This is a genomic window from Actinoplanes sp. NPDC026619 (genome assembly GCF_040638295.1).
Lineage (GTDB): Bacteria > Actinomycetota > Actinomycetes > Mycobacteriales > Micromonosporaceae > Actinoplanes.
The window spans coordinates 185646-204331 of the sequence record NZ_JBEZYA010000013.1 but is presented as its reverse complement, the minus strand read 5'-3'; the positions used below and the strand labels follow the sequence as shown (position 1 = coordinate 204331).

At 71.3% G+C, this 18686-nt stretch carries 19 protein-coding genes and 1 other RNA gene; 10 read left to right on the top strand and 10 right to left on the bottom strand.

The genetic code is table 11. The features are described 5' to 3' along the window. Positions 1-45: 45 nt before the first annotated feature. The 3 genes from AB0E90_RS27240 to AB0E90_RS27230 form a co-directional block, all read right to left on the bottom strand. Positions 46-2619 carry a hypothetical protein gene (locus AB0E90_RS27240; protein ID WP_360411445.1) on the bottom strand — a complete coding sequence of 858 codons (2574 nt, stop codon included), beginning with the start codon at positions 2617-2619 and terminating at the stop codon, positions 46-48. Positions 2620-2711: 92 nt separating this feature from the next. Then, entirely contained in the window at positions 2712-2918 is a 207-nt protein-coding gene (locus AB0E90_RS27235) for a hypothetical protein (protein WP_213013274.1), read from the bottom strand. Between the two features lie 168 nt (positions 2919-3086). After that, positions 3087-4112: an aspartate-semialdehyde dehydrogenase gene (locus tag AB0E90_RS27230; RefSeq protein WP_360411441.1), complete on the bottom strand. Its 1026-nt coding sequence runs from the start codon at positions 4110-4112 to the stop codon at positions 3087-3089. Between the two features lie 112 nt (positions 4113-4224). Here AB0E90_RS27230 and AB0E90_RS27225 point away from each other — a divergent pair, with 112 nt between their 5' ends. After that, positions 4225-5034 (top strand): methyltransferase domain-containing protein, encoded by an 810-nt coding sequence (locus AB0E90_RS27225; RefSeq protein ID WP_360411438.1) that lies wholly within the window; start codon positions 4225-4227, stop codon positions 5032-5034. Here the strand turns inward: AB0E90_RS27225 and AB0E90_RS27220 are convergent. The 4 genes from AB0E90_RS27220 to AB0E90_RS27205 are packed head-to-tail and all read right to left on the bottom strand — an operon-like array spanning position 5024 to position 8389. Next, on the bottom strand, positions 5024-5647 hold the full coding sequence (locus AB0E90_RS27220) for a M15 family metallopeptidase (protein ID WP_360411435.1): 624 nt from the start codon (positions 5645-5647) through the stop codon (positions 5024-5026). The two genes, AB0E90_RS27225 and AB0E90_RS27220, sit on opposite strands and share 11 nt — an antisense overlap. 48 nt (positions 5648-5695) lie before the next feature. Then, positions 5696-6304 carry a GTP cyclohydrolase II gene (gene ribA, locus AB0E90_RS27215; protein ID WP_360411432.1) on the bottom strand — a complete coding sequence of 203 codons (609 nt, stop codon included), beginning with the start codon at positions 6302-6304 and terminating at the stop codon, positions 5696-5698. 14 nt (positions 6305-6318) lie between these two features. Then, a complete protein-coding gene (locus AB0E90_RS27210) occupies positions 6319-7476 on the bottom strand; it encodes a hypothetical protein (RefSeq protein ID WP_360411429.1) in 1158 nt (385 codons plus the stop codon). A 28-nt stretch (positions 7477-7504) separates the two neighbouring features. Beyond that, positions 7505-8389 (bottom strand): LysR family transcriptional regulator, encoded by an 885-nt coding sequence (locus tag AB0E90_RS27205; RefSeq protein WP_360411426.1) that lies wholly within the window; start codon positions 8387-8389, stop codon positions 7505-7507. Between the two features lie 81 nt (positions 8390-8470). Here AB0E90_RS27205 and AB0E90_RS27200 point away from each other — a divergent pair, with 81 nt between their 5' ends. From AB0E90_RS27200 to AB0E90_RS27190, 3 genes are all read left to right on the top strand, one after another. Then, complete coding sequence (locus AB0E90_RS27200) at positions 8471-9667, top strand: MFS transporter (RefSeq protein ID WP_360411423.1); 1197 nt, start codon at positions 8471-8473, stop codon at positions 9665-9667. 354 nt (positions 9668-10021) lie between these two features. Further along, complete coding sequence (locus tag AB0E90_RS27195; RefSeq protein ID WP_360411420.1) at positions 10022-11080, top strand: type I glyceraldehyde-3-phosphate dehydrogenase; 1059 nt, start codon at positions 10022-10024, stop codon at positions 11078-11080. A 9-nt stretch (positions 11081-11089) separates the two neighbouring features. Further along, positions 11090-12013, top strand: a complete 924-nt coding sequence (locus AB0E90_RS27190; RefSeq protein WP_360411417.1) for a threonine/serine dehydratase — start codon at positions 11090-11092, stop codon at positions 12011-12013. Between the two features lie 20 nt (positions 12014-12033). Here the strand turns inward: AB0E90_RS27190 and AB0E90_RS27185 are convergent, their stop codons facing one another. Beyond that, positions 12034-12798: a sulfite exporter TauE/SafE family protein gene (locus tag AB0E90_RS27185; RefSeq protein ID WP_360411414.1), complete on the bottom strand. Its 765-nt coding sequence runs from the start codon at positions 12796-12798 to the stop codon at positions 12034-12036. Positions 12799-12853: 55 nt separating this feature from the next. Between AB0E90_RS27185 and rnpB the strand changes: the two genes are divergently transcribed. Beyond that, an RNA gene (gene rnpB / locus AB0E90_RS27180) (RNase P RNA component class A) lies at positions 12854-13248 on the top strand. A gap of 11 nt (positions 13249-13259) precedes the next feature. On the opposite strand, the gene AB0E90_RS27175 is transcribed toward rnpB, so the two are convergent. Continuing rightward, positions 13260-13769: a hypothetical protein gene (locus AB0E90_RS27175; RefSeq protein WP_360411411.1), complete on the bottom strand. Its 510-nt coding sequence runs from the start codon at positions 13767-13769 to the stop codon at positions 13260-13262. 137 nt (positions 13770-13906) lie between these two features. Between AB0E90_RS27175 and AB0E90_RS27170 the strand changes: the two genes are divergently transcribed. Then, positions 13907-14758, top strand: a complete 852-nt coding sequence (locus AB0E90_RS27170; protein WP_360411408.1) for a polysaccharide deacetylase family protein — start codon at positions 13907-13909, stop codon at positions 14756-14758. Positions 14759-14762: 4 nt separating this feature from the next. After that, a complete protein-coding gene (locus tag AB0E90_RS27165; protein WP_360411405.1) occupies positions 14763-15575 on the top strand; it encodes a pyridoxal-phosphate dependent enzyme in 813 nt (270 codons plus the stop codon). 8 nt (positions 15576-15583) lie between these two features. On the opposite strand, the gene AB0E90_RS27160 is transcribed toward AB0E90_RS27165, so the two are convergent. Next, positions 15584-16159, bottom strand: coding sequence for a TetR/AcrR family transcriptional regulator (locus AB0E90_RS27160; protein ID WP_360411402.1), 576 nt, complete (start codon positions 16157-16159; stop codon positions 15584-15586). 46 nt (positions 16160-16205) lie between these two features. Here AB0E90_RS27160 and AB0E90_RS27155 point away from each other — a divergent pair, with 46 nt between their 5' ends. Genes AB0E90_RS27155 through AB0E90_RS27145 form a run of 3 tightly spaced genes read left to right on the top strand, consistent with a single transcriptional unit; the run spans position 16206 to position 18599 of the window. After that, entirely contained in the window at positions 16206-17375 is a 1170-nt protein-coding gene (locus AB0E90_RS27155; protein ID WP_360411399.1) for an MFS transporter, read from the top strand. A 9-nt stretch (positions 17376-17384) separates the two neighbouring features. After that, a complete protein-coding gene (locus AB0E90_RS27150) occupies positions 17385-17840 on the top strand; it encodes a MarR family transcriptional regulator (protein WP_360411396.1) in 456 nt (151 codons plus the stop codon). A gap of 24 nt (positions 17841-17864) precedes the next feature. Further along, the gene (locus AB0E90_RS27145) at positions 17865-18599 is read left to right on the top strand and encodes a hypothetical protein (RefSeq protein WP_360411393.1); all 735 of its coding nucleotides are present in this window, start codon (positions 17865-17867) and stop codon (positions 18597-18599) included. Positions 18600-18686: the final 87 nt, after the last annotated feature.

The following is an 18686-nucleotide window of genomic DNA, read 5'->3' as shown; positions in this document are numbered from 1 at the left end:
GATGGCCGCACCGGACGGTGCGGCCATCGGGGAACTACTCGGTTGTCAGGCGCGCTTCGCCGCGACCTTCCGGCCGGCAGCCTTGCGGGCCGGTGCGGCCGGGGTGTTCCCGGCGGCGGCCTTACGGGCCGCGGCGGCCGTGGCGGCCTTCGCGACCTTGGCGGCGTTGGTGGCCGAGTTCTTGGCCGTCGCCGCCGACTTGCCGACGTTGGTCGCCTTGGCCCGCGCGGTGGTCTTGGCCGCCCGGGTCGCGGTGTTGGCCGCCTTGGCCGCCATCGAACCGGCCACCGTGGCCTTCGCCGCCGCCGACTTGACCGCAGTGGCCTTCTTGGGCGCGGCCGTCCTGGTCGCCGTGGCCTTCTTGGCGACCGCCGTCGTGGCGGCCGTGCCCTTCCGGACCGGCGCCGTCTTCGCGGCGGCCGTCTTCACGGCCGTCGTCTTGGCGGCCTTCGTGGCGGTGGCCTTCACCGCGGTGGCCTTCGCCGCCGTCGTGGTGGCCTTGGTCGCCGCCCGCTTGGTCGCCTTCGGCGCGGTGATCTTCGCGGCCGCCTCGGTGGCGGCCCGGCTCGCGGCCGACTTCGCCGCGCTCCGGTTGGCCGCCGCCAGCTTGCCGTTGCCGGCCGACTTCGCCGCCGCCCGGTTCGCCGCCGCCAGCTTGGACGCCGACGGCGCCGCCGACTTGGCCGCGGCCCGGTTCGCCGCCGCCGTCTTCGACACCGTCGTGCCGCCGGCCGACTTGGCCGCAGCCCGGTTCGCCGCGGCAGTCCGCGAGTTGGCCGAACCGGAGGCCGACTTCGCCGCCGCCCGGTTCGCCGCGGCGGTCTTCGACGTGGCCGAACCGGCCGACTTCGCCGCCGCCCGGTTCGCCGACGCCGTGGCCGATCGCCCGGCCGCCGCCTTCGCGGCGCTCCGGTTCGCCGACGCGATCTTGGACTCGGCCGAACTCGCCGCCGCGCGCGCCTTCGCCGCCGTGGTAGCCGCCGTGGCGCTGGCCTTCGCCGCCCGGCTCGCCGTCTTCGCCACCGTCGACCTCCCGGTCGTCCTGGCCGCCGTGGTGCCGGCCGTCGTCTTGGCGGGCGCCTTCTTGGCGACCGTCTTGGCCATGCTCCGGCCGGCCGCCTTGGTGGCGGGGGCCTTCTTCGCCGTGGTCTTCGTGGCGGGCGCCGTGCCGGCCGCCCGTGTCGCCGCGGTCGTCGCCTTCGCGACCGCCGTCTTCTTGCCCGTCGTGCGAGCCGCCGCAGCCGTCTTCGCCGCCCGAATCGCCGTGCCCGCCGCAGCCGTCTTCGCGGTCCGCACCGCCGGACCGGCTGCCCTGGTTGCGGCCGCGGTCGTCGTCGCCGTCCGCACCGCCGTGCCGGCGGCCTTGGTAGCAGCCCCAGCCGTCCGGGCCGCCGTGCCGGCGGCCTTGGTCGCCGCCGCAGCCGTCCGGGCCGCCGCGCCGGCGGCCTTGGTGGCGGCCGCGGTGCGCGGCCCGGTCGCCTTGGCTGCGGTGGCGGCCTTGCGGGTGGCCGTCGTGGCCCGCGACGCCGACTTGCCGGCGCCCTTCAAACCCTGCTCCGGCGTCATCACCGGCATCCCGCTGATCGCCCCGAGGACCGACGGCATGGTGAACTCGCGGCCGCGCCGCGGCGCCGTCTTGCGCCCGGCGCCCGGCTTGGCGGCCCCGGCCGGCGAAGCCGCAGCCAGCGGCATGTCGTCGTCCATGTCGGCCGCGGGCGTGGGCTCCGGAATCGTCGCCGTGGTCATCCCCGGCATCGGGCTCATCGCCGCCGCGGTGCGCCGCGGCGTGACCGGCCGGCTCTTACCGGCCGCGGTCCGACCCGCGGCTGCCGTCTTGACCCCGGCCGTCCGCGTGCTCTTCACGCCCGTGCCGCGGCCGCTCGCCGCCGTGCCCCGGGGCGTGGTCGTTTTGGCCGTCCGGGCCACACCGGTGCGCGACGCCGAGGCGGCCGGCTTTGAGGTGGCGGGCTTCGCCGTGGTGGGCTTGGCAGGGCGCGCGGGTTTCGGCGCCGGCCCGGCCGCCCCGGCCCGGGTGACGGTCGCCATGCCGGCAGCCGTCCGCGCGACGGTTGCCTTACCGGCAGCCGTTGCCTTGCCGGCAGCCGTTGCCTTGCCGGCAGCCGTTGCCTTGCCGGCGGCAGTTGCTTTGCGGGCAGCCGTCGGCGCGACGGTCGCCTTACCGGCAGCCGTTGCCTTGCCGACGGCGGTCGCCTTGCTGGCAGCCACGCGCGCGACGGTCGCTTTGCCGGCGGCAGTTGCTTTGGCAGTGGCCGTACCCGCGGCGCCCGTCCGGGCGATAGACGTCTTGGCGGTGGTCGCCGGCCGCGTGATGCTCTTCGCCGCGGTCCGGGACTTACCGGCCAGACCGGCCTTCACACCCGCCGTCGTCACACTTTTTCGCGAAATTTCGGACTGGGTGGAGGCGGCCGACTTCGCCGTCGTCCGGTTCGGGGTGGTGGGCTTGGGCACGGACGGCCGGGTCGTGGTCGTCGTGCGCGCCGTCGCGGTCTTGGCGGTCCGTGCGGTCGCAGCCGCGACCTTCTTCGTTCCGCCGGCAGTTGCCCGCGCGGGCTTGCCGGAAGCTGAAGCTCTGGTCGGAGCCTTTTTGGCAGCGGCCATCTGGGTGTTCCTCCTTGCGAATGACTGCGGGCTCGTCTCCGCATGGAGACCTCGAAAATCCGGCTTGGACACAGGGGGTCACAAAGCCGGTGTTAGCTTTCCTCCCCGGTCCAGCGGGCATCCTCGGCATCCCACTCGGCATTGCGCTTCTCGACGGTTTCGAGTGCCCGCGTCGCTTCGTCAGCCGTGGCGTAGGGGCCGAGTCGATATTGGGCGGGACACACGTCGTCGCCGGTCTCGACACGGCTGTCGCGAAGGCACCAGAAGTAGCCGCCTCCGCCGGGCCCACTGTCGTTCATGCAATCACTCTGCACCTCAAACCGACCATCCGCCACCGATTCGGGCAAAAAGTCCTAGATTTCCACTTTGGACTTCACGTTTCGTACGCCATTGGGAACGACGACCGCCCCGGCCGAGACTCGGTCGGGGCGGTCGATGTGACGCAGATCAGTACCGCTGGGCGGCGGTCAGCGGAGCTCGGCGGCGATCAACTCGGCCACCTGGACGGCGTTGAGCGCCGCACCCTTGCGCAGGTTGTCGTTGGAGACGAAGAGCGCGAGTCCGTTCTCCACCGTCTCGTCGGCACGGATCCGGCCGACGAAGGACGGGTCGCGGCCGGCCGCCTCGAGCGGGGTCGGCACGTCGGACAGTTCGACGCCGGGCGCCGAGCCGAGCAGCTCGCGGGCGCGGGCCGGGGTGATCGGCCGGGCGAAGCGCGCGTTGAGTTGCAGCGAGTGGCCGGTGAAGACCGGGACCCGCACGCAGGTGCCGGAGACGAGCAGGCCGGGGAGATCGAGAATTTTGCGGCTCTCGTTGCGGAGCTTCTGCTCCTCGTCGGTCTCGTCGCGGCCGTCGTCGACGATCGAGCCGGCCAGCGGCAGCACGTTGAAGGCGATCGGCTTGCTGAACGAGCGGGGCGCCGGGAACTCGACGGCCGCGCCGTCGTGGGTCAGCTCGGTGGCCCGGTCGGCGACCTTCTTGATCTGCTCGTCGAGCTCGCTCACGCCGGCCAGCCCGGCGCCGGAGACGGCCTGATAGGTGGTGGCGACCAGGGCGACGAGGCCGGCCTCGTCGTGCAGCGGGCGCAGCACCGGCATCGCGGCCATGGTGGTGCAGTTGGGGTTGGCGATGATGCCCTTGGGACGGTTGCGCGCGGCGAGCGGGTTGACCTCGCTGACCACGAGCGGGACGTCCGGGTCCATCCGCCAGGCCGACGAGTTGTCGATCACGACCGCTCCGGCGGAAGCGACGCGCGGCGCGAGCTCCTTGGAGCTGCCCTTGCCGGCCGAGAAGAGTGCGATGTCGAGACCGCTGAAGTCCGCGGTCGCCGCGTCCTCGACGGTCACCTCGCCATCGCCCCACGGGAGAGTGCGGCCCGCGCTGCGGGCGGACGCGAAGAGCCGAAGCTCGCTGACGGGGAACGCGCGCTCGGCCAGGATGCGGCGCATGACGCCACCGACCTGTCCCGTCGCGCCGACGATGCCGATCCTCATGCCGATAAAAGTACGGCCTCACCAGCCCGCGAAGAAATCGACTAATCTACGGCGTACCAAATAGTGAGATTTTTGTTCCAAATAGCAAGACGGCGGGGCTAGCTTCGAAGGCATGGCGACCTACACGCACGGACATCACGAGTCGGTCTTGCGCTCACACCGCTGGCGCACCGCAGAGAATTCGGCGGGCTACCTGTTGCCGCGGCTGAATTCCGGAGTTTCGGTGCTCGACGTCGGCTGCGGCCCCGGCACCATCACGGCCGACCTGGCGACCATCGTCACACCGGGCCGGGTCACCGCCCTGGAGGTCACCGCGGCGGCGCTCGACCTGGCGCGCGCCGAGATCGGCCGGCGCGGGCTGACCAACGTCGACTTCGCGGTCGGCGACGTGCACGCCCTCGACTTCGCCGACGACACGTTCGACGTGGTGCACGCCCACCAGGTGCTGCAGCACGTGACCGATCCGGTGGCCGCGCTGCGCGAGATGCGCCGGGTCACCAAGCCGGGCGGCATCGTGGCGGTGCGCGACAGCGACTACGCGGCGTTCACCTGGTGGCCGCAACTGCCGGAATTGTCGGAATGGCTCGATCTCTACGAGCGGGTGGCGCGCGGCAACGGCGGCGAGCCGGACGCGGGCCGACGGTTGCTGGCGTGGAGCCGGGCGGCCGGTTTCACCGACATCACCGCGACGTCGAGCACGTGGTGCTTCGCCGACCAGGAGGACCGGGACTGGTGGGGCGGCCTGTGGGCCGACCGGGTGCTGAAGTCGGACATGGCGGCGACGGCGTTGCGCACCGGCGCCGCCACCCAGGACGACCTGCAACGCATCTCCGACGGCTGGCGCACGTGGGCCGCCGACCCGGACGGCTGGCTCTCCCTCCTGCACGCCGAGGTGGTGGCCACCAAAGAAGCTACGAAGTGACCAGCCCCGGCACCTTCTCGGGCTTGAAGCCCCAGTGCCAGCTCTCCCGGGACGCGGTGTTGTAGAAGCCGTACTTGTCGGCGTTCTGCCGCACCCAGGACAGCGCCTTGCTGTTCAGGTCGAGGTCGGTGGCCATGCCCCAGCCGTGTTCGCTGGTGCCGGGCTTGGCCGCCAGCCCGCCCTGGGAGTAGAGACCTTTGCGCTTGGCCAGATCGACCTGCTCGGCGTACGGGCGGTACGAGTCGGTGATGCCGATGGTGACGCCGTCCTTCTTGGCGTCCGCGATCATCTGGGTCAGCTTCTCCGCGGCCGGCGCCCACAACTTGTGCCGGGTGTCGCCGACCTGCTCGAGCGCGGTCGCCGGGATCTTGCCGTTGCCGTACGCGGTCAGCTCGGTCGGGATGCCCTTGGCGTCCAGCGAGTACGTGCGCCCGGAGCCCGGCGTCTGCGAGACCGCCTGGGACAGATAGCTGGCGAAGTCGCCCCCGCCCGCGCCACCGGCCGGCGTGGTCTGCTGGCCCGGCGTCGTGGTGGGCTCCGTCTTCTGCGTCTGCAGGGCGATGATCCGGCTCTGGATGCTCGCGATCCGCGAGTTCACTCCCTCGATTCCCACGAAGTTCCGTTCGGCGCGACCGCAGATTTCTGAGCCGGAAGAACGAAATCAGCCCGCGAGCGGCAGCGTGATCGTGTGCCGGGTGTGCTCCACCTTGGCTTCCAGATAACGGACGTTTGCCGCGGAGGCGTACACGTGCGTCGGAATCACCTCTCGGATCGTGATCCCATGCGTACGCAATTGGTGCGGTTTGTCGGGGTTGTTGGTCAGCAGGTCGACCGAGGTGGCGCCGAGCACGGTAAGCATCTGGGCCGCGGCGGTGTAGTCCCGTTCGTCGTCGAGATGCCCCAGCGCCCGATTCGCGGCGTAGGTGTCCAGGCCGGCGTCCTGCAGCGCGTACGCGTCGAGCTTCTGGTAGAGCCCGATCCCCCGCCCCTCCTGGCGCAGGTAGAGCAGGTAGCCGCCGGTCTGCGAGATCCGCTCGGCCGCCTCGCGCAGCTGCGGCCCGCAGTCGCAGCGCTGCGATCCGAAGACGTCCCCGGTGAGGCACTCGGAGTGCAGCCGCACCAGCGGCGTCTCCGTCATCGGGCCGAATGCCAGCGCCAGGTGCTCCTTGCCGTCGGCCAGGCCGGTGAACGTGGTCACCTGGGCGGTGGCGGAGAAGCCGTCGGGAAAGCGCAGCGGGACGATGACCGAGGTGCGGATGGCGGCGGACATGCCGCTCCGATCGGTCAGTGACCGCTGGGGGCTGAGGCTTCCAGCTCGACCGGTTCGCGCCGCTCGCCGCCCTCGAGCCGCTCGACGAAGTCCAGCTCGACCTCGGAGGTGCGGTTCTTGCGGTTCGGCAGCATGTTGGTGATCAGCACGACCAGGGCGCCGATGCCGGCGTAAAGACCGAGGACGATCAGGTGCTGGCGGATCTCGGCGGCCGGGAAGTAGAGATCGTCGCGGACCGCCTGCACGCCGGCGCCGGTCGGCAGGTTCTCGCCCAGATGCCGGCCGAAGGACGGCAGGAACTCGGGCAGGATGCTGGCGCCGGAGATCACCGTGCCGAGCGTGAAATACATCGCGCCGATCAGCGCGCCGGCCGGGCCGAACAGGGCGACCGCGCCGGCCGTGGACGCGGTGATGGCCAGCGAGATCAGCGAGAAGATGCCGAGCATCTCGCCCCGGTCGGCGGTCTCCCCCACCCCGAACCAGGTCATCGACCAGAGGATGACGGCGGCCGAGCCGACCGCGTAGAGGATCAGGATGGACACGTGCGCGATGCCGCGCCGCCAGGAGCGGCGGGCCCGCGGGATCAGCCGGCCGAGGCCCATCGAGGCGATCGTGCCGCCGAGCGCGAGGGCCTGGGTGAGGAAGCCGAGCGAGACGCCGTTGACGTCGTCGCCGGGCAGCGGCACCACGTCGGTGACCGTCGGCGGCGTGTTGAGGTCGGCGGCCTCGCTGACCTTCATCGTGTCGCCGGCCTTGGAGTACTCGGCGAGGGCGTTCGCGGTCTGCTGCTGCACGACGCTGGTGTAGGTGCTCTTCAGCAGGGCGGCGGCCGCGGTGCCGCCGGCGCTCGCCACGTAGAGATGCGGCTTGCTGTTGGTGATGTCGACGCCGCCGTAGACGTCCCGCCGCTTGATCGCGATGACCAGGTCGTCGGCGGTGGCGTAGTCGGTGACCTTGAAGTACTCGTTCTCGGAGAGCAGGCTCACCACCGCGGTGCGCTTGGCGGCCGGCGACACCAGGCCGACCGGCAAGTGGTGCGGCTGCGCCTTGTGCCCCATGGCCAGGTAATACGCGGTCAGCCCGAGCTGCACGAGCACGCCGATCAGGCAGACGGCCAGCGCGAACCGCCGGAACGCCATGATCGACTCAACCTGCCGATTCTCCTGCGTCACACCTTCGAGGATTACGGACGAAGGCGCATCATGCGGCCGTTTCGCCGATCAGGGCGAGAAGTGCTCGCGCTGCCGCGCTCGGCGCACGCAGCGCGGACACCCCGACGCCGAGCGGCCAGTCCAGGTCGGCGCCGGTCACGCTCTTCACGATCAGACCCCGCCGATCCGGTACGGCGAACGGCGGCAGAACAGCAATACCGAGCCCTTCCCGTACGAAGTTGGCGCCGCTCCCGATGTCGATCACCTCGATGCCGACCCGCCGCCGGACCCCGGCCGCCGCGAACGCCCGGTCCACCACCGCCCGGTTGCCGTAACCCTCCGGGAAGTCGACGAACCGCTCGTCGGCGAGGTCGGCGATGGTGATCTCGTCCGCGTCGGTCAGCCGGTGCCCCTCGGGCAGCACCAGGTCGAGCCGGCGCCAGATCACCTGCCGCACCGTGATGCCGGCCGGCGGCCGCCCCGGCACCGACACCAGGGCCAGGTCGAGAGAGCCGTCGGCGAGCGCGTCGAGCAGCCCGACCGAGCCCCGCGGCGACACGGTGAGCTGCAGCATCACCCCGGGATGGGTGCGGTGGAACGAGCCGAGCAGAGCCGGCACGTCGATCAGGCCGACCGAGGTGAGCGTGCCCAGCCGCAGCGTGCCGCGCAGCCCGCCGCGCACCTCGGCGACCGCGTCCCGGGCGGCCTGCGCGGCGTCCAGCGCGGCCCGGGCCCGGGGCAGCAGGGCCTCCCCCGCGTCGGTCAGCGTCACCCGCTTGGAGTTACGTTCCAGCAGTTCGGCGCCGAGATCGCGCTCCAGTGCTTTGATCACGGACGAGACGCCGGACTGGACGACGTGCAGCCGGGCCGCCGCGCGGGTGAAGCTGCGCTCCTCGGCGACGGCCACGAAGTACTCGAAGTGCCGAAGTTCCATGTCCCGATCATCTCAGATGGCGATAGCTGCGAGCATTAATCATCGTTGGACGAGATGCTCGTGTCGGCGCACGCTGATCGCATGACAGTGCTCACCCGTCCCCGCCCCGCCGAAGAGACCGGCTCCGCCCGGCACGGCGTCGCCTTCTGGCTGATCGCCGCGGTGTTCGCGGTGTCGCTGGCGTTCTCCACCGTGCCCGCCCCGCTCTACCCGCTCTACCAGCGGCAGGACGGCTTCTCCTCGTTCACCGTGACGATCGTCTTCGCCGTCTACGCGGTCGGCGTGGTCGTCAGCCTGCTGCTCGCCGGGCACGTCTCCGACTGGGCCGGCCGCCGGCGGCTCCTGCTGCCCGCGCTCGGCTTCGAGATCGTCGCCGCGCTGCTCTTCCTGTTCTGGCCGGCGCTGCCCGGGCTGATCGTGGCCCGGTTCCTGACCGGCCTCGGGGTCGGCCTGATCACCGCGACCGCCACCGCGTACCTGCTCGAGCTGCACACCGCGCACCGCCCCACCGCCGGTCGCACCCGGTTCGAGATCGTCTCAGCCGCGGCCAACCTGGGCGGGCTCGGCGCCGGCACCCTGGTCGCGGGCGCCCTGGCCCAGTTCGCCCCGGCCCCGTTGCGTACGCCGTACCTCGTCTTCCTGGTCCTGCTCCTGCTCGGCGTCGCCGCCGTCGCCGTCGCGCCCGAGACGGTGAGCGCGCCGGCCGTGCGGCCGCCCTACCGGCCGCAACGCATCCGGGTGACCGGCGCCAACCTCGTCCCGGCCACCGCCGCGTTCGCCGCGTTCGCCGTCTTCGGCCTGTTCACCTCGCTCGCCCCCGGTTTCGTGGCCGGTTCGCTGCACCACCCGAGCCGGCTGCTGGCCGGCGCCGTGACGTTCCTGGTCTTCGCGGCCGGCGCCGCCGCCCAGTCGGTCTTCCGCCGGAGCCTCGGCGCGGGCCTGCTCACCCTGGCCACCGGCCTGGTGACCGTCGCGGCGGCCACCCAGTTCACCTCGCTCGGGCTGTTCCTGGCCGGCGGAGCGGTGGCCGGCGCCGGCTCGGGCGTGGTGTTCAAGTCGGCCGTCGGGGCGACCGCCGCGATGGCCGCGGCCCACCAGCGCGGCGAGACCCTGGCCGGGCTGTTCCTGATCGCCTATCTCGGACTGGTCGGCCCGGTGCTCGGCCTGGGCATCGCGACGCGATCAGTTCCGGCCACGACGGCGATGCTCTGGTTCACCGGATTCCTCCTGGCCCTGCTGGCCGCTATCGCCGTTCTCGATCGTTTCCGCCGTTCTTGAAACGCTTTAGTGATTGTCGCCACGGCGCTGTTCGGTGGCGGAATACTGATCAGCGCCGTCCCGCTTGGAATTCTCGGGAAAAAATGGCACGCCTGGCCGGAAAACGCGCCACTCATCCGGAAGACGCAGCCCTTGTCCAAGAGCGAATCGCCGTTTCCAGCAAGGCTTCCAATACCAGTTCAGCCGCCCGACCTGCTCCTTTGTGGATCAAGGGCTCCCCGTGACGCGTCGTGCGTTGACGTGCAAGTTGCACGACTCATAGTGTCTGGGGCGTGACGGCGGGTTGATTCCGGGTGGCCGGAGCCTGTCCGACGGCGCACAGCAATGAGGATCACGAGCGGCCAAGGAGTCTCGATGACAGTCACGATCGGCATCAACGGATTGGGGCGGATCGGCCGAAGCATCACGCGGATAGTCGCGGGAGCGGGTGATTCCGGAATCTCCATTGCGGCCGTCAACGACCTCGCGTCGACCGAGAAAATGGCCTACGGACTCCGCCGCGACAGCATTCGTGGCGCATTTCCCGGCACCGTCACCGCGCGCGCCGATCACCTGGTCGTCAATGACCATGCGATCCGTGTGTTCCATCACGCACAACCCGAGCGAATCCCCTGGGCGGACGCCGGCGTCGACGTGGTCATCGAGGCCACCGGCAAGTTCCGGGCCGGCACCACGGCCCGCACCCACATCACCCACGGCGGCGCCCGCAAGGTCGTGATCAGCGCGTCGGCCGACAACCCGGACGCGTTCCTGGTCTACGGCGCCAACCACCACACCTACGACCCCGGCCGGCACGACGTGGTCTCCCCCGGCTCGTGCGGCGTCAACGCGCTCACCATCATGGCCAAGGTGCTGCTCGACCGGTTCGGGCTGCGCTCGGTGCACACGTCGGTGGTGCTGGCCACCCAGGGCTGGCAGCGGGCACAGGACTCGGTGGTCGGCACCTCGCGCGACGACCCGCGGCTCGGCCGGGCCACCGGCGAGAGCATCATCCCGCACAACTACGTGGTCGGTGACCTGGTGCGGGTGGTGCTGCCGGAGATCGGCGAGATGCGTTACAGCTACTACTGCGTGCCCACCCCGATCGGCTCGCTCGCCGAGATCTCCGGCCAGACCGACCGGCCGGTCAGCGTCGAGGAGGTCAACCGGGCGATGGCCGAGGCGGCCGGCGGCCCGCTGCGCGGCATCCTCGCCTACGACCCCGACCCGACCGTCTCCATCGACGTCAAGAACAACCCGGCGTCCTGCCTGTTCGACCCGTCCGGCACGCAGACCACCGCGGACGGCGGCGTGAAGGTGCGCGGCTGGTTCGACAACGAGTGGGGCTTCTCCAACCGCCTGCTCGACATCGCCCGCCTGGTGAGCGACCGCTCACCGGTCACATCTCGCCGGGTGACCTGGAGCATCGCCTAGAGTTCGCTGATGATTTCTCTGGTTGAGGTCTCGGCGGCGGCGGAACGGATCGGCGATCGGGTGCGGCGCACCCCGGTCATGCGGGCCGACCGGCAACTCTGGTTCAAGCTCGAGCAGACGCAGCATGCCGGCAGCTTCAAGACCCGCGGCATGTTCAACCAGGTCCTCGCCGCCGCCGACCGCGGCGAACTGCCGGCCGCCGGCATCGTCGCGGCGTCCGGCGGCAACGCGGGCCTCGCGGCGGCGTACGCGGCACGCGAGCTCGGCGTCCCCGCCGAGGTCTACGTGCCGGAGACCGCGCCCGCGGTCAAGGTGGCGAAGCTGCGCAAGTACGGCGCCCGGGTGGTGCAGGTCGGCCGGGAGTACGCGGAGGCAGCCGCGGCCGCGGTCGTGCGCTCGGCCGAGACCGGGGCCCGTTTCTGCCACGCCTACGACGACCCCGACATGGTGGCCGGCAACGGCACGCTCGGCCTGGAGCTCTCGGCCCAGCTCCCGGACGGCTTCGACACCGTGCTCGTGGCGGTCGGCGGCGGCGGGCTGATCGCCGGGGTCATCGCCGCGGTCCGCGACCACGCCCGGGTGATCGCGGTCGAGCCGACCACGTCGGCGGCGCTGCACGAGGCGCTGCGCCACGGCGGCCCGGTCGACGTGCCGGTCTCCGGGGTGGCGGCCGACTCGCTCGGCGCACGGCGGGCCGGCCAGATCGCCTACGACCTCGCGGCCGACGCCGGGATCGCGTCGGTGCTGGTGGACGACAAGGCGATCATCGACGCCCGCCGCCGGCTGTGGGACGACTACCGGCTGGCCGTCGAGCACGGCACCGCGGCGGCGCACGCGGCCATCACCTCGGGCGCCTATCTGCCCGCCCCCGACGAGCGGGTGGTCGTGCTGCTGTGCGGCGCGAACACCTCCCTATCGGAGGGCTTCGTATAGCAGGACCAGGCCGATCACCGCTATCGGAGGGCTTTGTATAGCAGGACCAGGCCGATCACCGTGCCGAACGTCACGATGACGGCCTTGAGGACGCGGGCCGGGATGCGGCGGGCGAGCCGCGCCCCTGCGTAGCCACCGGCGATAGTGGCCGGCGCCAGCGTCAGCACCGCCCCCCAGTGCACCGGCCCGAAGACCCCGAAGACGACCACCGTGACCAGGCCCACCGTCGCCGACAGGGTGTTCTTCAGCGCGTTGATCCGGTTCAGCGGCTCATCCAGGATCAGCGCGAGCGCCGCCACATACATCACCCCGAGCGCCGCACCGAAGTAACCGCCGTAGATCGCCCCCACGAACACCACGGCCTGCAGGGTGATCGCCGCCCGCCGGGCCGGCATGTGCCGGGGCTGACCGACCAGCCCGCGCAGCCGCTCCTGGAACGCCAGCGTCGCCGCCGCCGCGAGCACCAGGAACGGCGCGATGAACTCGAACGCCCGGGCCGGCGTCACCAGCAGCAGCGCACACCCGACGACCGACCCGGCCACGCTGGCCGGCAGGATCCGCCGCACCCGCTGCCCCTGCCCCGCCAGGTCGGCGCGACTGCCGAAAACGCTCGACACGTAACCCGGGAACACCGACACCGAGTTGGTCACGTTCGCATCGACGCTCGGCAGCCCCGTCGCGATCAGGCTCGGGAACGTGATCAGCGACCCGCCACCGGCAATAGCGTTGACCCCACCGGCGGCGACACCGGCAACGATCAGCAGAAGTACGTGTGTGACATCCATGGCGACCCCGAATCTACGTGCCGCTCCCCGCCGCCCGTAAGATTCTGGTGACGGACGAGTCGGCTGGGCGGTCGCGTCGGCGCCCTAGTGGCGTCACCGAGGAACGTCCGGACTCCGCAGAGCAGGGTGGTTGTTAACGGCAACCCGGGGTGACCCGCGGGAAAGTGCCACAGAGAACAGACCGCCGACCGGCAACGGTCGGTAAGGGTGAAACGGTGAGGTAAGAGCTCACCAGCACCCCGGGTGACCGGGGTGGCTCGGTAAACCCCACCCGGAGCAAGGCCAAGAAAGGCCGCCGAAAGGCGGCTGGCGCAGGCGTTCGAGGGCTGCTCGCCCGAGCCTGCGGGTAGGCCGCAAGAGCCCACCGGCAACGGTGGGCCGAGATGGATGACCGCCACCGGCGACTTCGGTCACCGGCCACAGAATCCGGCGTACAGGCCGACTCGTCCGTCGCCTCAAGGTCATAGCCGGTGTGGGGTCAGCGGGATGGGCTGGCCCTGCCGCGCTTCCAGGATTGTGCGTTTGCCGAGAGGGTTGGCCAGCTTTGCTGCGGCGGTGCGTGGGAAGCCGACCATGGGGCAGATCTCGCCGGCCGCGTGCGGCTGGGCGATGACGACGACGACCACGGCGCGGTCGGATTCGACCGCTTCGGCGTAGTAGTCGGCGCCGCACGGCTCGGTTGCCGGGTCGCGGGAGCCGGTGAAGGCGACCGTCAGTGTGGTGGCGGTCTCGGTTCCCTCGGCGGCGTCGATCGACAGACCGGCCGGTGGGTTCGCGGCGTCCCAGGATGGCGGCTGCACGCCGGCGGCGTACCTTGCCAGGATCTCGTTCGCCTGCCGGCGCATCTCGCCGAGGCTCTCGCCCTTGGCCGGCGGTATCGCTTCGTTGCCGGCGACCTCCTCCCGGCAACCGGTGAGCAGGACGGCAACGGCAACGGGCGCGGCGCAGCGGATCCACCACGGCCGCGCCATCGGTCCGCCCCCTTTGCGAGTCGTCGCCCGGCACCGTAGCCGCCCTCGACAAGCTCTCCCCAACTTTCGGCCGAGGTGCGGCGGTGGTGTTTCCGACCTGCGCGGGATAGCTCGGCTTGCATTGATCGGACACCGTGGTGTTCGCGTTCGTGGAGTGCGGGCGCATCACACGGGGGCGGCGCGGAAGCATGGGACGAATAAGTCGGCGGGGGCTTTTCCGCGGAGCGGGGCTTGCGGTGGTGGGGGCGGCGGTGGGGGCCGTCGGGGCGTCCGAGGTTCCGCGGTGGTGCGGGTGGGACCATCCGCCGCTCAGCGGGGGTTATGCGGCTGCCGCCGACAACCAGGGGGCGGTCGGGCGGTCGTCGGTCAATGTGCGGTATTTCGTGGAGACGTCGCGGCCGCTTGTCGCGCTCACCTTCGATGACGGGCCGGCGCCCCGCTACACACCGCTGTTTCTCGACGCGCTGGAGGACGTGGGCGTGAAGGCCACCTTCTTCATGGTGGGGCGGAACGTCCGGGATCACGCCGATCTGGTGAAGGACCGGCTCGACGGGCACGAGATCGGCAACCATTCCTGGGCGCACCGGGATCTGGCCACCATGGACCTGGCGAGCATTCAGGACGACCTCCGGCGCACGCACGCGATGATTCAGAACAAGCTTGGGCGTACGCCGACCATCATGCGCCCGCCGTTCGGGCATCTCGGCGGCTCGACCGTGCTGGCGGCCGACTCGATGGGGTACGACCTGGTCCTCTGGGACCGGCAGATGCACGAGCGGCAGTTCGTCGACGATTCCGCGGGGCAGGCCCGGGACCTCGTGGAGACGGCACGGGCGGGGTCGATCGTGCTGGCGCACGACGTCGGGGACAAACGGCGGCTGGTGGCCCTGGGGGCGTTGCAGGACCTGGTCGCGGGGCTCAAGGCGCGCGGTTTCGAGTTCGTGACCGTCTCGGAACTGATCGCCGACGCGGCGACGGGGATAACGTGAGGTCGTGCAATGGAGGCTGCCGTCGCCGCTGGAACGGCTGGAGGAGGGTCTCTTCCTCAAGCGGGACGACCTGATCCACCCGGATTTCCCGGGCAACAAGTGGCGCAAGCTGAAATACAACGTGGCGGCGGCGAAATCGGCGGGCCGGTCGACGCTGCTGACGTTCGGCGGCGCGTTCTCCAATCACCTGCGGGCGACGGCGGCGGCCGGCCACCATTTCGGCCTCGACACGATCGGCGTCGTCCGGGGCGAGGAGCACCAGCCGCTCAATCCGGTGCTGGCGCGGGCCGCCGCTCTCGGCATGCGGCTCACGTATGTGGATCGGGCGTCGTACCGCCGGAAGGCCGAGCTGGAACAGCAACTCCGGGAGACGTACGGCGATTTCTTCCTGATCCCGGAGGGTGGCGCGAACAGCCACGCCTTGAAGGGCTGCGCCGAGCTGGTCGCCGAGATCGACCAGGACTTCGACGTCCTGTGCTGTTCGAGCGGCACCGGCGCCACGCTGGCCGGCGTCGCCACGGCGCTGAAGCCGCATCAGCGGGCCGTCGGATTCTCGGCCTTGAAGGGTGATTTCCTCGCGACGGCGGTCGACGAGTTGCAAGCCGAGTTCGGCCACCGGACCGGCAATTGGACGATCGACAACCGCTTCCACTTCGGCGGTTTCGGGAAGCGGGACGCGACCCTCACCAGTTTCGTCGACGACTTCGAGAAGCAGCACGGGATCGCGCTGGATCCGGTCTACGAGGGCAAGATGATGTACGCGATTCTTATCGGCCGGCTCTTCCCACCGGGGACAAAGCTGGTCGCCCTGCTGTAGGACGAAACCTAACGCGTCAGCTGGGTCTGCAGGTGCACGGCGATGGCGGCGGCCATGTCCACCGAGGTGTCGTCGAGCAGCCACTGGATCTGCAGGCCGTCCATCAGGGCGACCAGTTCGCGGGCCGCCAGCGCCGGATCCACGCCGGGCCGCAGGTCGCCGGCGTCGCGCGCCTCGGTGTAGGCCGTCCGCAGATCGTGCACCAGCGCCCGGTAACGCTCGACGAAGTAGGCGTGTGCCGGGTGGTCGGCCGCCGTGGCCTCCGCCGACAGGGTGGTGAACAGCTCGACGATGCCGCGGCGGGTCGCGTTCAGGGCGACCAGGTCCACCAGCCGGCGCAGGGCGGCGGCGCCGGCCGGGCTGCCCTGCGTGATCCACACCGAGTCGACCTCGTCGCGGTGCTCGAGCACGGCCAGCAGCAGAGATTGTTTGGTCGGGAAGTGGTGCAGCAGGCCAGGATGGGAGATGCCGCAGCGGGCGGCGATCTCGCGCAGCGACGTGCCCCGGTAACCGGCCTCGCCGAACAGCGCGGTCGCCTGATCCAGGATGTCCCGCCGCTTGGCGCGGCCCTTCGCATAGCCCACCCGTAAATACTTACCAACTGGTCGGGATTCGTCTAGCGTCGGTTCCATGGCCGTCTCCGCCCTCCGGCCCGCCCCTGCCCTGCGCCGGGCGCGGTTCGCCACTTCCACGATCTTCGCTGTCCACGGGGCCGTGACCGGGACATTCGCGTCGCGTGTCCCGTGGGTGGCCGATCACGTGGGGGCCGGCGCCGGCGGCCTGGGCATCGCGCTGCTGATGCCGGGGGTCGGCGCGCTGCTCGCGATGCCGATCTCGGGGCGGCTCGCGCACCACTTCGACCTGCGCATGCTCATCCGGGTGCTGATCGTCTGCTGGGCCGCGGCCCTGATGCTACCGGCGCTGCCGACGTCCCTGCCGCTGCTGTGCGTGACGCTGGTGGTCTACGGCGCCACCGCGGGGCTGGCCGACGTGGCGATGAACGCGCACGCCGTGGTCGTCGAGGAGCGTTACGAGCGGTCGGTGATGTCGGGCTTCCACGGCTGGTGGAGCGTCGGCGGACTGGCCGGGTCGGCCGGCGGCGCGCTCGCGGCCCGCGCCGGACTGGGCGCGCCCCTGCACTTCGTGCTGACCTCCGCCGTACTCGTCGTGGCCGCCGTTGCTGTTTCGTTCTGGCTGTTGTCGCACCGGCCCGAGCCGACGATGGACGAGCCGCCCGCCTTCGCGCTGCCGTCGCGGGTGGTGCTGCCGATCGGCCTGATCGGGTTGTGCGCGGTCTTCGCCGAGGGGGCCAGCCTCGACTGGTCGGCGGTCTACGTGCGCGACCTGTTGCACAGCCCGGCCTCGACCGCCGCGGCGACCGTCTCGATCTTCTCGGTCTGCATGGCGGCGGCCCGGTTCGGCGGCGACTGGGCGGTGCGCCGGCTCGGGCCGGTCAACGCCGTCCGGCTCTCCGGGGTGCTGGCCACGCTGGGCGCTCTGACCGTGGTGCTGGCGAAACCGGCGCCGCTGGTGATCGCCGGGTTCGGTCTGCTCGGCATCGGCATCGCGGTGGTGGTGCCGCTGGTGTTCGCGGCGGCCGGCCGGCTCCCCGGCCATCCCGGCCGCAACATCGCCGGGGTTGCCGGTATCGCGTACGGTAGTGGTCTGATCGCCCCCGGCGTGATCGGCGGCATCGCGCACGTGTCGAGCCTGACCGTCTCGTTCGTCGTGATCGTGGGCTTGGTCATGATCATGGGGCTCGGCGCGACTGTGCTTCGACCGAAGTCGAATTCCCTGTAACATACAGTTATGGATGACGACGTCGTGCTGGGCCGGATCGAGACGCAGGTGGCGATGCTGATGCGGCTCGGCGAGGCGACCCGCCGCTCCACCGGGGTGCAGCCGCACCGTGCCCTCGACCGGGCGGCCTATGTGATCCTGCGCCGGCTCGAGCAGGATGGCCCGCTCAACGTGTCGGTCCTCGCCGCGGCGCTCAACCTCGACGGCTCCACCGTCACCCGGCAGGTCACCGCGCTGGAGAAGGACGGCCTCGTCGAGCGGGCGCGTGATCCGAAAGACGGCCGGGGCACGGTCATCGCGGCGACGCCGCTCGGCCTGACCGAGGTCGAGCGGGTGCGTCAGGCCCGCAAGATTTTGTACGGGAAGATGCTCACCGGCTACTCCGACCAGGAGAAGCAGGAGCTGGCCGGCACCCTCGAGCGGTTCACGGAGGCGCTCGAGGAGCACATGCGCACCCGGGTGTAGCGCAAGCGCCATCGGGGAACTTCCATGCTCGTGAACGCACTGACTCGCCGGATGTCCCGGCCCGCGCTGATCCTGGTCATCGCCCTGGCCGCGGTGCTCGTCGTCGGCCTGGCCGCGATCCTGATCGGGGTCAGCGACTCCGGCCGGGGCTCGTCCACCGTGACCGGCTCGATGTCCGGGGAGAAGAACGCCACGTTCGAGCTGCTCGACGGCGCCACCTCGGTCCACGTGCGGGCCGGCGATCTCGGCGGCGACCTCTACCGGATCAGCGCGCCCGACGGCAGCGGGCTCGTTCCGCACGTCGACCGCGACAGCGGCGCCGTGCGGCTGCACCTCACGTCCGACCCCGACCCCGGTTCCGGGGTCATCGACGTCGTGCTCAACACCGGCGTGGGCTGGACGGTGCGGCTCGACGGCGGCACCCGGGACACCTCGATCGACCTCAGCGGCGGCGCGGCCGACGGCGTACTGCTGGCCGGGGGTTCGAGCCGCATCGACATCGCCCTGCCGAAGCCGTCCCGGCCGGTCGCGGTGGCGATGACCGGCGGGGTCGACCAGTTCCAGGTGCGGCTGGCCGCCGGCACTCCGACCCGGGTGCAGGTCGGCTCGGGCGCCGGCCAGGTCGTCCTGGACGGGCAGACCCATCAGGGCATCGCGGCCGGGCAGAGCTTCACCGCGAACGGCTGGCAGGACGGCGCGGCCGGGGTCGACGTGCAGGCCCGAGCGGGAGTGGGCGCCCTGGTAGTTTCGTCGGCATGACTTCGCCCGGGTGCGCGCGGCCAAACCCGTGAGGCCCCGCTCCGGCCGGTGGCCGGGGACGGCCTTGTGGCGCGCCGAGCCGGTCCC